Below are 13494 nucleotides of genomic sequence, written 5' to 3'. Positions count from 1 at the left end.
GCATGTGCCCGTGCCCCCCGCACCCACCCCCGGCGACGGACCGGGCGACCTCGCGCCCGCCTGGCTGCTGCGCGCCGTCCCCGACGGCCTGTGGATGTTCGACGACGAGGGCCGCACCACCTACGCCAACGAGCAGATGGCCGAGCTGCTGGGCATCCATCCCGACCAGACCCTCGGCTACTCGGTGTTCGACGCCCTCGACGAGCAGGGGGCCGCCGACTTCCGCACGCACCTCGCCGCCCGGCGCACCCCCGGGGGCCTGACGGCCACCAACCTGGTCTGCCTGTTGCTGCGGCCCGACGGCAGCTGGGTCTGGACGCTGGTGAGCCACCGCCCCGTCATCGACGACGACGGCGCGGTGCGCGGGTGGCTCTACCGGGTCAAGGACCACACCCAGACCCGTGCGCTGCTCGGCGACCTCGAGGACCGCGAGCGCAAGCTGGTCGAGGCGCAGGAGATCGCGCGCATCGGCAGCTGGGACGCCGACCTGCTCACCGGGATCGCGACCTGGTCGCCCGAGACCTACCGGCTGTGCGGCGTCACGCCCGCCACCTTCGAACCCAGCGCCCGGGCCTTCGCCGCTCTCTTCCGTCCCGAGGACACCGCGCGGCTCGAGGACGCCTGGTCGCGCGTCACCGAGGGTGAGCCCATCGAGCTCGACGTGCAGCTGCCGCGACCCGACGGCCGGGACGCGTGGCTGCGCGTCCGCGGCGTCGTCACCGCCGACGACGACGGCGTGCCCGTCCGGGTGGGCGGCACGGTGCAGGACGTCACCGCCGCCACCGAGCACAGGCAGGGGCTGGAGTTCCTGAGCCGGCTGGCAGTCGTCACCAACCGGGCGCACTCGCTGCGCGAGGTGCTCGGCTCCTTCGAGGACGCCGTCGGGGAGTACTCGCGCTGGACCGGCCTGCTGGTGACGCTGCACCGGTCCGACGGCACCACCACCCACCTCGAGCCGGCTCCCCTGCCGCCGGACGTCCGCGCCCGCTGCGAGGGGCTGGCCGACCGGGCCGCCGCGGAGTCCACCGTGGTCCACGACGCGGCCGGACCGGCGGGACCCGCTGGCGCCTCGGTCCTGGTGGCCGGTCCCGTGCGCGTGCGGGACCGCGTGGTCTGCACCGTGGTCTCCGACACCCACACCAGCGCGGTCCCGCAACCCAGCGACCTGGGCGTCTTCACCCAGCTGCTGGCACTGCTGGCGGGCGTGGCCGAGCGCGAGCAGGCCGAGCGGGCCCTGGCCGGGGCGCGCGACGAGGCACTCAGCGCCTCCCGGGCCAAGTCCGAGTTCCTCGCCACGATGAGCCACGAGATCCGCACCCCCCTCAACGGCGTCATCGGGCTCGGCGAGCTGCTGCGGCGCACCGCCCTCGACGACCACCAGCGCCGTCTCGCGGAGGGGATCGACGCCTCCGGGCGCACGCTGCTCTCGCTGGTCAACGACGTGCTGGACCTCTCCAAGGTCGAGGCGGGGCGGCTCGAGCTCGAGGTCGTCGACTTCGACCCCCGTCGCGTCGTGGAGCAGAGCGTCGCCCTGGTGGCCGACCAGGCGCGCGACCGAGGGCTGGCGCTGCGCGTGCTCGTGGAGGGTGACACCCCTGCGCTGGTGCGCGGCGACCCCGTGCGGTTCGGGCAGGTCGTCACCAACCTCGCCGCGAACGCCGTCAAGTTCACCCTCGTCGGCCACGTCGAGGTCCACGTCCGAGCGGCGAGCGGGCCGCGCGGGGAGCAGCCCGACGGCACCGGGGTGCACGTCGAGGTGCGCGACACCGGGGTCGGGATCGCCGAGGAGGCCCGCGAGCGGCTCTTCCAGCCGTTCGTCCAGGCCGACAGCTCCACCACCCGCGAGTTCGGCGGCACCGGCCTCGGTCTGGCCATCAGCCACCGCATCGTCGAGGCCCTGGGTGGGCGCATCGAGGTCGCGAGCACCCCGGGGCGCGGGAGCAGCTTCGCGGTGACCGTCCCGTTCGCCCCGGCCGTCGACCTGGTGCCGCTGCCCGGGCACGCACGACTCGTGGCGGGCGCCCGCGCCCTGGTGGTCGACGAGGACGCCGACGAGCGGGCCCACCTGGTGCGGCAGCTGGCCACCTGGCAGGTCGTGGCGCGCGGCGTGGCCACCGGCGCCGAGTGCCTCGCGACGCTGGACGCCGCCCACGCGCGCGGCGAGCCCCTCGAGGTGGTGCTGCTCAGCCAGGCTCGAGGCGACGCCGGCGAGGCCCCCACCTGCCGTGCCGTGCGCAGCGACCCCCGCCACACCGCGGTCCGGCTGGCGCTGGTGTGCGCCCCCGCCGACCGGGGCGAGGCCGCCGCGCTCGTGGAGGAGGGCGTCGTCGACGGCCAGCTGGCGCGCCCCGTGCTGCCCTCGGCCCTGCACGAGCTGCTGGCCGTCCTCACCGGCAGGGCCCTCCCCCGCGCGGCCCAGGTCGTCGCGGACGGCGCTGCGGCGGCCGCTCCCCCGGTGCGCGGCCGGGTGCTGGTCGTCGAGGACAACCCGGTCAACCAGCTGGTCGCCGAGGGCCTCGTGCGACGCCTCGGCTTCGCACCGGTGGTGGCCGAGAACGGCTCGGTGGCCGTCGCCGCCGTCGCCGACGAGCCCGCCGGCTTCGCGGCGGTGCTCATGGACTGCCAGATGCCGGTGATGGACGGCTACGACGCCACCCGCGCGATCCGCGCCCTGCAGGCGGGCGGGACGCGCACACCCATCGTGGCGATGACCGCCGCCACCGTCGCCGAGGAACGCGCACGCTGCCTGGCGGCCGGCATGGACGACTTCGTGCCCAAGCCGGTGGACCCCGACCTGCTGGCCGCGACGCTGACCCGGTGGACCGGCCCACCGCCCGCGACGACGGCCACGACGGCGTGCACGGCCGCGGCGTCGTCACCTCCCGCGGAGAGCCGCTGGGAGCGTCTCCTGGAGCTGCGCGAGGTCGACGACGCGCTGGTGCTGCGGATGCTCGAGCGCTGGCACCAGACGGCGACCTCCGCACCCGACCGGCTGCGGCGCGCTGCGGAGGCAGGCGACCCCGAGGAGCTCGCTGCCGCTGCCCACTGGCTCAAGGGCAGTGCCGGCACCCTCGGCCTCACGGAGGTCGCCGCGCTCGCCGACGCGACGGAGCGCGGGGCCGTCCAGGGCGCCATCGAGCCCTCGCCCACCGCTCTGGTGATCCCGCTCTCCGAGCTCGAGGCCGCGCTGGCGCGCTCGTGCCGCGAGCTGGAGGAGTTCGCGGCGGTCCACCTCACCTGACGTCACCCACCGCCGGTGTCGGCCCGGGTGTCGGCCCGGCTGGTCGGCCCGGCTGTCGGCCCGGGTGTCGGCCCGGGTGTCGGCCGCGTGTTCACGCGACGGTCACCTCGGGGTGGTGACATCGCCAGACGCGCCGAGGAGGGTGCGCACCATGCGGATCGCGCTGGTGACCGAGACCTTCTTCCCCCAGGTGGACGGCACGACGACCACCGTCAAGGCGGTGGCCGACGGCCTGGTCGACGCCGGCCACGAGGTGCTGGTGGTCGCGCCGGCCCCGGGGCTGGCCCGCTACCGCGCCAGCCACGTGGCCCGGATCCAGACCCGCGAGCCCCGCGCACCCCAGGTGCGCACCGCCCTCGAGGGCTTCGCTCCCGACCTCGTGCACGTCACCTCGCCCGGCGCGCTGGGACGCCGCGCCCTCAAGCACGCCCAGCGCAGCGGGGTGCCGACGATCGTCGTCGAGCAGTCACCGCTGCTCGACCGCACCGTGGACTACTGGCGCGACCGTGTCGCCGAGCGGGCCGACCGCGTGCTCGTCACCTCTTCGTGGATGCAGCAGCGCCTGGCTACCGAGGGCGTCGAGACCGGCCTGTGGGAGCCCGGCGTCGACACCGCGGCCTTCCACCCGGGGCTGCGTGACCAGTGGCTGCACGACTCCTGGGCCCGTGCCCGGTCCCCGCGCGGCGCCGCGGTCGTCGTGGGCTACGTGGGCGGCCTGCACAAGCGGCACGGCGTGCGCCGGCTGGCCGAGCTCGCCGAGGTGCCCGGCATCCGACCGGTGCTGATCGGCAGCGGGCCCCAGCGCGAGTGGCTCGCCTTGCGCCTGCCCGACGCGCGCCTCACCGGCTCGCTCACCACCGGGGACCTCACCGTGGCCCTGCCCACGCTCGACGTGCTGGTGCACCCGGGCGTGCACGAGACCTGCTGCCACGTGCTGCGCGAGGCCGCCGCCAGCGGGGTGCCCGTGGTCGCGCCCCGGGCCGGGGGCGCGCGGCACGTGGTCCGGCACCTCGAGAGCGGGGTGCTCTACGACCCCGCCGACCCCGCCGACCTGCGCCGCGCCGTCGCCGCGGTGGCCGCCGACCGGCATCGCGGACTGCTGGGCGGGCGTGGCCGCGAGCTCGCCGTGCGCAGCTGGCGCGACGCCGTCGCGGAGCTGGAGGTCGAGCACCTGCGACCGCTCACCGGTGCGGAGGCACTCCCGTCCGCGCGGTGACCCGCCGGTAACGAAGGCAGCCCTAACGGGTCTATCTCACACGTGGGCGTGACCTCCGCCTCTCCCGCGGGGGGTACGCTCATAAATCGTGGCACAAGCGACCCAGCCTTCCGGCAAGACGCAGCGCTCCCTGGTCAAGGGAGCGCGAGCGACCCGCACCACGATCACGTTGAAGATCGCGATGGCCCTCAGCGGCCTGCTCTTCATCGCCTTCGTGCTCGGACACATGTACGGCAACCTCAAGGCCTTCTCGGGCCAGGAGTCGTTCAACTCCTACGCCGAGCACCTGCGTGAGCTCGGCGAGCCGCTGCTGCCCTACAGCGGCCTGCTGTGGATCATCCGCGTCGGACTGATCCTCGCCCTGGTGGTGCACGTGGCCAGCGCCGTGGCCCTGTGGCGCCGGGCGGGCGCGGCACGCAGCGTGCAGTACGCCAACCGCAAGTACCGCAACTCCAGCCTCTCCTCGCGCACCATGCGCTGGGGCGGACTGACGGTGCTGCTGTTCCTGGTGTGGCACCTGCTCAACTTCACCATCGGCAAGATCAACGTCGCCACGGGCGAGACCGGGTCCGCCGCGGGCGACCCGTACTCGTTGCTGGTCGACAGCTTCCAGGTGTGGTGGCTGACGATCTTCTACCTCGTGGCCATGGCGGCGCTCGCCCTGCACCTGCACCACGGCACCTTCTCGTCCATGCAGACCCTGGGCCTCACCAACACCGTCGCCTCGCGCCAGCGCGCCCGCCTCGCCGGCTGGGTGCTCGCGGTGGTGGTCGCCGGCGGCTTCTCGCTGGTGCCGCTGGGCGTCCTCGTCGGCATCATCGAGTAGTACGAGCTTCGAGCAAGGAGACCTGCACCATGGCTGGCAACACCTTCCACGAGGGGCTGACCCCCCTGAACACCGCTCCGACGCAGACCTCCGACGACGCCCACGGGTACTACACCCCGGGCGAGAAGATCGTCGACCCCATCGCGCCCGAGGGACCCATCGCCGACCGGTGGACCACCCGCAAGTTCGAGAACCGCCTGGTCAACCCGGCCAACCGGCGCAAGCTCGACGTGATCATCGTCGGCACCGGCCTGGCCGGCGGCGCCGCGGCGGCCACGCTCGGCGAAGCCGGCTACAACGTGAAGTCCTTCTGCTACCAGGACTCGCCGCGCCGCGCGCACTCGATCGCGGCGCAGGGCGGCATCAACGCGGCCAAGAACTACAAGGAGGACGGCGACTCGGTCTTCCGCCTCTTCTACGACACCGTCAAGGGCGGCGACTACCGCTCGCGCGAGTCTAACGTCTACCGCCTGGCCGAGGTCAGCACCAACATCATCGACCAGTGCGTCTCGCAGGGCGTGCCCTTCGCCCGCGACTACGGCGGCCTGCTCGACAACCGCTCCTTCGGCGGCGTGCAGGTCTCGCGCACGTTCTACGCGCGCGGCCAGACGGGCCAGCAGCTGCTGATCGGCGCCTACCAGGCCATGGAGCGCCAGGTGGCCGCCGGCACCGTCACCCAGTACACCCGCCACGAGATGCTCGAGCTCGTGATGGTCGAGGGCAAGGCGCGCGGCATCATCGCCCGCGACCTGGTCACCGGCGAGATCGAGACCCACCTGGCCGATGTCGTCGTGCTCGCCAGCGGTGGCTACGGCAATGTCTTCTTCCTCTCCACCAACGCCATGGGCTCCAACGTCACCGCCACGTGGCGCGCGCACCGCAAGGGCGCCTACATGGCCAACCCCTGCTACACGCAGATCCACCCCACCTGCATCCCCGTCTCGGGCGAGCACCAGTCCAAGCTGACGCTGATGTCGGAGTCGCTGCGCAACGACGGCCGCATCTGGGTGCCGAAGAACAAGGAGGACTGCGACAAGGACCCCCGCGACATCCCCGAGGAGGACCGCGACTACTACCTGGAGCGGATCTACCCCTCCTTCGGCAACCTGGTCCCGCGCGACATCGCCTCGCGCCAGGCCAAGAACGTCTGCGACGAGGGCCGCGGTGTCGGCCCGATCGTGGGCGACTTCCGCCGCGGTGTGTACCTGGACTTCGCCGACGCCATCGCGCGCCTGGGCGAGGACGCCGTGCGCGAGAAGTACGACAACCTCTTCGACATGTACGAGCGGATCACGGGCGAGAACCCCTACCAGGTGCCGATGCGCATCTACCCCGCCGTGCACTACGTGATGGGCGGCCTGTGGGTCGACTACCACCTGCAGTCCAACCTCGAGGGCCTCTTCGTGACCGGCGAGGCCAACTTCTCCGACCACGGCGCCAACCGCCTGGGTGCCTCCGCGCTGATGCAGGGCCTGGCCGACGGCTACTTCGTGCTGCCCAACACCATCCGCGACTACCTGGCCGACGGCCCGTTCGAGAAGATCGACGAGTCGCACCCCGAGGTCGTCGCGGCGCGCACCGCCGTCGAGGAGCGCATCCAGAAGTTCCTCTCCATCGGTGGCAACCGCTCGGCGGACTCCTTCCACCGCGAGCTCGGCCACATCATGTGGGAGTACTGCGGCATGGAGCGCACCGAGGACGGCCTGCGCAAGGCCATCGACATGATCCGTGAGCTCAAGGCCGCGTTCTGGAGCGACCTCAAGGTGCTCGGCACCGCCGACACCCTCAACCAGAGCCTCGAGAAGGCCGGCCGCGTCGCCGACTTCATCGAGCTCGGCGAGCTGATGTGCATCGACGCCCTGAACCGCCGCGAGTCGTGCGGCGGTCACTTCCGCGGCGAGTCGCAGACCGAGGACGGCGAGGCGCTGCGCCACGACGACGAGTTCGCCTACGTGGCGGCCTGGGAGTGGGGCGGCGACGAGGGCCAGCCCGTGCTGCACAAGGAGGACCTGATCTACACCGCCATCGAGATGAAGCAGAGGTCGTACAAGTAATGAACCTCACCCTGAAGATCTGGCGCCAGGCCTCGCCCGAGGCCGCGGGCGCCATGCAGACCTACGCGGTCAACGACGTCTCGCCCGACATGAGCTTCCTCGAGATGCTCGACGTGCTCAACGAGCAGCTCAACGAGCAGGGCGACGAGCCGGTGGCCTTCGACCACGACTGCCGCGAGGGCATCTGCGGCTCGTGCAGCCTGATGATCAACGGCCAGCCGCACGGCCCCGAGGTCACCACGACCTGCCAGCTGCACATGCGCTCGTTCAAGGACGGCGAGACGATCACCGTCGAGCCGTGGCGCGCCGACCCGTTCCCGGTGCTCAAGGACCTCGTCGTCGACCGCAGCGCCTTCGACCGGATCATCCAGGCCGGCGGCTACATCTCCGCCAACACCGGCTCGGCGCCCGAGGCCAACTCGGTGCCCGCCCCGCGCGACAAGGCGCTGCGCGCCTTCAACGTGGCCACCTGCATCGGGTGCGGCGCCTGCGTCGCCGCGTGCCCCAACGGGTCGGCGTCGCTGTTCCTCGGCGCGAAGATCACCCACCTCGGCGAGCTGCCCCAGGGTCAGCCGGAGCGCTACTCGCGCGTGGCCGACATGGTGGGCCAGCACGACCATGAGGGCTTCGGCGGCTGCACCAACATCGGCGAGTGCACCTCGGCCTGCCCCAAGGGCATCCCGCTCGACGTCATCTCCCAGCTCAACAAGGACCTGCGTACCGCCATCAAGCACGGTCACTGAGCCACACGCACCACACCGACGACCCCTCCCGGCCACCGGCCGAGAGGGGTCGTCCGCGTCCGGGTCCTGCTCGCTCGGGCTGGAGCGCGGTCAGTCCTTCCCGCGGCGCACCACGGCCACCAGGCCGAGCATCGCCGCCGCTCCCCCGGCGAACGGGGTGACCCAGCGGCGGCCGGCCGCGCCCGCGCTACCTGCCCCACCGTCGGCCGCGGGGTCGTTCGCCCACACGGCGCGACCGCTGCCCCCGGGGTGCGGGGCCAGGGGCGGGGTCTGCGGGCCCTGCACCGGCGCCTCGCCCTCGGTGCGCAGCGCCCGAGCCTCCGCGCTGGTCCAGGCGAACGAGGCGGCGTAGAGCACCACCCGGGAGAAGTAGTTGATCCACACCACGAGGATCAGCGCGATCCCGAAGGCCTGGAAGGCGGGCTGGCCCTTGGTGGCACCCAGCAGGAACTGCGAGAGCAGCTTGAGCACCTCGAAGGCCACGGCACCGAGCACCGCTCCCCCGATCATCGAGCGTCGCGGGATCTCGGGGCGCGCCAGCATCTGGAAGATGAGGAAGAACAGCAGCGCGTTGACGGCGAGCCCGACCACGACGGTGAGCACGCTCACCAGCCAGCCGAACGCCGCGTCGAGACCGACGAGGTCGAGCAGCAGGTCGGAGAAGCCCCGCACGAAGCCGGTCACCGCCACGGAGACGAACAGCGTGAGGCCGACGGTCCCGAGCGTCACGAGGTCCCGCAGCTTGCCGAGCACGAAGTTCGGCTGCTGGAACGCGGGCTTCTCGAAGACGACGATGAGCGCCTCGCGCATGGAGGAGAGCCAGCCCAGGCCGGAGTAGAGCACGCCGAGCACGCCGACGACCGCCGCCCAGCCGGAGAACGTGCGGATGTCGGCCAGCGAGATCTGGCCCTCCCGGCTGCCGATGATGCCCGGGAGCACGTCGTCGATCACCTGGCGCAGGTCGCTCTGGGCGTCGGGGTAGATGCGCGAGAGCAGGCCGACGACGAAGACGGAGAGCGCCAGGACCGGGAAGAAGGAGAGGAAGCCGTAGTAGGTCATGCCCCCGGCCTGCTGCCCGCCCTTGACGGCGGAGTAGTGCTCCTGGGTGCGCAGGGCGTGGTCGAGCGCGGGGCGCTCGGCCCGGGCTGCGGCCAGGCGGTCGGCGATGGCCATTGAGGGGTCTCCGTCGGTCGGCGGCGGCCGCTCAGGTCGCCGGGTCGGGCCTGCTGGTCTCCTGCGCCACGAGCGGGAAGGCGCGCGTGGCCTGCCAGCCGGTATCCACATCGTGCACGTACAAGTGGAAGCGGGAGACCTCGAACACGCACTCGAAGTCGGCGAGCTCGGCGAAGGCGCGGTCGAGCAGCGGGTCCTCGAGGTGGTGCGCCACGGTCACGTGCGGGTGGTAGGGGTAGTCCAGCTCGACATCGAGCGGGCCGCTGCGGACCGCCTCGGCCAGCTGCTCGCAGTGCGAGATGCCCTCGACCAGGCTGACGAACACGACCGGCGAGATGGGGCGGAACGTCCCCGTGCCGCGCAGGTGGACGCCGAAGACGGGCACCTTCTGCGAGGCCTCCGAGAGGTGTCGCTCGAGCGCGGCGAGGTCGCCGTCGACCTCGGTGGGCGGCACCAGCGTGATGTGCGTGGGGATCTTGGTGGCGGTGGTGTCGCCGACGTCGCGCCGGTAGTCCTGGAGCTCGGTGGCCCAGGGCTCCGGGATGGCGACTGCGACTCCGATCGTCGGCACGCCTCGACCCTAGCGGGCGGCCCGCGAGGCCTCGGAGGCCCCCGCGGGTGCACCCGCGGCGACCTCCTGGTAGGCCCGTCCGCGGGTCAGGAAGGCGATGACGAGCACCACGAGACCCGCGATCGAGAGCACCGCTCCGGCCAGCGCCGGTGCGCGGTACCCGGCACCGGAGGCGATCACGAGACCCCCGATCCAGGCGCCCAGCGCGTTGGCGACGTTGAGGGACGCGTGGTTCATCGCGGCCCCGAGGGTCCTGGCCTCGCCGGCGACGTCCATCAGCCGCAGCTGCAGGTTGACCACCAGCACCGAGCCCATCACGGTCGTGAGGAAGGCGGCGGGGAGCAGCACCCAGCCCCCGGGTGCCAGGAACCAGAAGACGATCAGCACGACGAGCATCCCGCCGGCACCGATGAACAGGGACCGCCACACCGACCAGTCGGCGAGCTCGCCCGCGAACCACGTGCCGACCACCATGCCGAGGCCCAGCACGAGGAGGAAGACGGGCACGGCCCCCTCACCCAGCCCGCCGACCTCGGTGACGATCGGCGCGATGTAGGTGTAGATGGCGAACATGCCGCCGAAGCCGACGGCGCCCGCGAGCAGGGTCAACCACACCTGCGCGCTGCGGAAGGCCCGCAGCTCGCGCAGTCCGGTGGCCTGCGGGTCGCCCGGTCGGGAGGGCACGCAGGCGAGCACGAGGAGGGCGGTGAGCAGCGCCAGCAGGGCTGCGGCGCCGTAGGCGCTGCGCCAGCCCCACATCTGCCCCATCCACGTGGCCGCGGGGACGCCCACCACGTTGGCGACCGAGAGACCCAGCATCACCGAGGCCACGGCGCGTCCCTTGCGGCCGGGGGCGGCCAGGTCGGCAGCCACCAGCGAGGCGACACCGAAGTAGGCGCCGTGCGGGAGCCCGTCGAGGAAGCGTGCGGTGCCGAGCATGGCGAACCCCGTGGCCGCCGCCGACAGCACGTTGAAGACCGCGTAGGCGAGCATCAGCCCCACCAGCAGGGCGCGGCGCGGCCAGCGTGCGCCCAGCACCGCCAGCAGGGGCGCCCCCACCACGACGCCGAGGGCGTAGGCCGAGATCACGTGCCCGGCCTGCGGCACCGAGACACCGACGCCGTCGGCCACCTGGGGCAGCAGACCCATGGTCACGAACTCGGTGGTGCCGATGGTGAAGCCGCCCATCGCCAGCGCGAGGATCGCCACGGCGACGCGTCGCGGCGACAGGCTGGCCGGTGCGCCGTTGCTGGTCGGGCCGCCCGGGGGGGCGGTGGGGCTACCGGGGGCGGTGAGGGTCACGGCTCTCTCTCGTCGGCGGGACACGTGGGTGCGGTGCACGCAGCCCGGACGGTCGCACCGCGCCGGGCCGAGGATCGCGCGCCACCCATCGTCCAACCGCGCTGCCGCCCCGGCAATTCCGCGGTGCGGTGATGCTCCCCGCACCCGGCTACCGGGCGCTCGCCCCCAGCCGCACCTCGCCACCGTCCGTGACTTGCACCTCCAGGCCCGGGCCACCCGTGGGGCCGCCCGTGCGGCCCGCCGCCGGATCGTGCAGGCCGGTCAGGGTGAAGCGCCCCAGCAGCGCGCTGGTGCGGGCCGGCGCGACCGCCCGCCCCTCCTCGACCCTCACCCCGGCCACCGCCACCAGGCACGCGACGGCCGCCGCGGCGGACCAGGCCTGGGGCCGGCAGGCGGCGGGGTAGGCGGACGGCGCCGCGGACGAGGACGACGCGCCGTCGCCGGCACGGGTGTCACCCCCGAACAGCTCGGGCAGCCGGTAGTCCAGCTGCTCCGCGGCGTCGAGCAGACCGCGGGTGAGCCCGGCCGCCTCCTCGTGCGCGCCCTCGGCGGCCAGCCCGCGCACGGCGATGGCGGTGTCGTGCGCCCAGACCGACCCGCCGTGGTAGGAGAGACGCGAGAAGCGGGGCGAGGCGGCGCTGAGGGTGCGCAGGCCGAAGCCCGAGCTCAGCTCGGGGCCGGTCAGCAGGGCGGCCACCCGGGCGGCATCGCGCTCGCCCAGGAGTCCGGTGCCCAGCAGGTGACCGAGGTTGGAGGTCACCGCGTCGACCCGGCGCCCGCTCGCGTCGAGAGCGATGGCTGCGTGCCCGCCCTGCGGGGTGTCCACCCAGAAGTCCCGACGGAACCGGGCGGGCAGGGCGGCGGCGTAGTCCGCGAGTCCCGGCACCTCCGGCTCGCCGTGGGCACGGAGCAGGGCGGCACCGCGCAGGGCGGCCTCGTAGGCATAGGCCTGCACCTCGCACAGCGCGATCGGCGCCTCGGCCAGGCGGCCGTCGGCGAACTGCACCGAGTCGTGGCTGTCCTTCCACCCCTGGTTGGAGAGGCCGCGCCCGGTGTGGTCGAGGTAGCGCAGCCAGCCGTCCTCGGACCGGGCCGAGGCCTCCAGCACCCAGGTGAGGCAGCGACGCGCCGCCGGCAGGAGCGCACGGACACCGGCGGGGTCCGCGCCCCACTGCGCGGCGTCGGCGAGGGTGCTCACGAACAGGGGCGTGGCGTCCACGCTGCCGTAGTAGAGCGGCGGCAGCCGCTGGGCACCGAGGTCGAGCTCGGCCGCGCGCACCTCGTGCAGCACCTTGCCCGGCTCCTCCTCGGTCCTCGCGTCGTGGCGCGTGCCCTGACGACGGGCCAGCACCCGCAGGGTCGAGAGGGCGAGCGCCGGGTCCACCGGCGCCATCATCCGTGCTGCCCAGAGCGAGTCACGGCCGAAGAGCGTCAGGAACCACGGGCTACCGGCGGCGAGGAAGGTGTCCTCCTCCTCGCCCAGGGCCAGCCCGGCGAGGTCCTCGAGGCTGCGCGCGACCCAGCGCTCCAGACGCACGTCGTCGGCCCGGACGTGCAGGTGCCAGCTCGGCCGGCGCTGCGGTGGCCCGAAGACGCCGCGGTGCGTGGTGCGTGCGCGCCACCCGACCTCGGCGCGCTCGCCACGCTCCAGGTGCAGCCGCCAGGTCAGGCGACCGGCGGCGGCGTCGATCTCGACATCGGCCCCGGTGGGCGCCATGGGCGGCGTGGGCGGCGTGGGCGGCGTGGGCGGCGTGGGCGGCGTGGGCGGCGTGGGCGGCATGGGCGGCATGGCGACCCCCGGCGCCCCGGACCCGGGCCGGACGGAGGTGGTCACGCCGCTCCCCTGCCACCGCAGACCCTCACCGTCGTCGGTCGCCGGCAGCGCGGGCGGGGCCGTTCCTTGCTTGACGCTGCTCATGGGCGCGTGGTCGGCGCCGAGCTCCAGGTGCAGCACGACGGTGACCGGCTCGGCGGCGACCGACTCGACGACGATGCGCTCGACCAGGGAGTCACCGTCGAGCTCGCGCACCACGTCGAGGCGCACGGTGGGGTCGGGCAGCGCGTCCCCCAGCGAGCGGGCGAGCAGTGAGACCTCCTGGCGCGCGACCCCGGGCAAGACCTCGCGCACGGACTCGAGCGCGGAGCCCTCGACGCGCAGCGCGATCCGGTCGAGCAGGCGCAGGTCGCCCACGAACCAGCCCTGGGCACCGCCGCGCCGCACCTGCCCGTCGGGCTCGCCCAGCAGCAGGCCGGGCGCGGCCACGAGGGAGGCGAGCCGGTGCAGCGCGGGCTGCAGCGGCGGGCCGGGCGTGGGGGTTGTCTCGGCGCGGTCGTCGTGGGTAACCTCCGTCACGTTCCGTAGTTTAGC

Annotated in this window: 9 protein-coding genes; 5 read left to right on the top strand and 4 right to left on the bottom strand. The window is 73.5% G+C overall.

Annotated features, from left to right (window positions below; translation table 11 throughout):
* Positions 1 to 10: 10 nt before the first annotated feature.
* From ABD948_RS05620 to ABD948_RS05600, 5 genes are all read left to right on the top strand, one after another.
* Positions 11 to 3241, top strand: coding sequence for an ATP-binding protein (locus tag ABD948_RS05620; protein WP_345263498.1), 3231 nt, complete (start codon positions 11 to 13; stop codon positions 3239 to 3241).
* 151 nt (positions 3242 to 3392) lie between these two features.
* Complete coding sequence (locus ABD948_RS05615) at positions 3393 to 4457, top strand: glycosyltransferase (RefSeq protein ID WP_345263496.1); 1065 nt, start codon at positions 3393 to 3395, stop codon at positions 4455 to 4457.
* An 88-nt stretch (positions 4458 to 4545) separates the two neighbouring features.
* Positions 4546 to 5283 (top strand): succinate dehydrogenase cytochrome b subunit, encoded by a 738-nt coding sequence (locus ABD948_RS05610; protein ID WP_345263494.1) that lies wholly within the window; start codon positions 4546 to 4548, stop codon positions 5281 to 5283.
* A 29-nt stretch (positions 5284 to 5312) separates the two neighbouring features.
* Complete coding sequence (locus tag ABD948_RS05605) at positions 5313 to 7337, top strand: fumarate reductase/succinate dehydrogenase flavoprotein subunit (RefSeq protein ID WP_345263492.1); 2025 nt, start codon at positions 5313 to 5315, stop codon at positions 7335 to 7337.
* A complete protein-coding gene (locus tag ABD948_RS05600) occupies positions 7337 to 8080 on the top strand; it encodes a succinate dehydrogenase/fumarate reductase iron-sulfur subunit (protein WP_345263490.1) in 744 nt (247 codons plus the stop codon). Before ABD948_RS05605 ends, ABD948_RS05600 begins: the two co-directional genes overlap by 1 nt.
* Before the next feature lie 90 nt (positions 8081 to 8170).
* On the opposite strand, the gene ABD948_RS05595 is transcribed toward ABD948_RS05600, so the two are convergent.
* The 4 genes from ABD948_RS05595 to ABD948_RS05580 form a co-directional block, all read right to left on the bottom strand.
* The gene (locus ABD948_RS05595; RefSeq protein WP_345263488.1) at positions 8171 to 9253 is read right to left on the bottom strand and encodes a YihY/virulence factor BrkB family protein; all 1083 of its coding nucleotides are present in this window, start codon (positions 9251 to 9253) and stop codon (positions 8171 to 8173) included.
* A 31-nt stretch (positions 9254 to 9284) separates the two neighbouring features.
* Positions 9285 to 9824, bottom strand: a complete 540-nt coding sequence (locus ABD948_RS05590; RefSeq protein ID WP_345263486.1) for a 2'-5' RNA ligase family protein — start codon at positions 9822 to 9824, stop codon at positions 9285 to 9287.
* 9 nt (positions 9825 to 9833) lie between these two features.
* A complete protein-coding gene (locus ABD948_RS05585; protein ID WP_345263484.1) occupies positions 9834 to 11126 on the bottom strand; it encodes an MFS transporter in 1293 nt (430 codons plus the stop codon).
* Between the two features lie 148 nt (positions 11127 to 11274).
* Positions 11275 to 13479 (bottom strand): glycogen debranching N-terminal domain-containing protein, encoded by a 2205-nt coding sequence (locus ABD948_RS05580; protein ID WP_345263482.1) that lies wholly within the window; start codon positions 13477 to 13479, stop codon positions 11275 to 11277.
* Positions 13480 to 13494 lie beyond the last annotated feature (15 nt).

Origin of the sequence: Nocardioides nanhaiensis, from assembly GCF_039542785.1 — a bacterium.
Classification (GTDB): Bacteria; Actinomycetota; Actinomycetes; order Propionibacteriales; family Nocardioidaceae; genus Nocardioides; species Nocardioides nanhaiensis.
The sequence above is the reverse complement of the archived record's forward strand: the minus strand, read 5'-3'. Positions and strand labels throughout refer to the sequence as shown.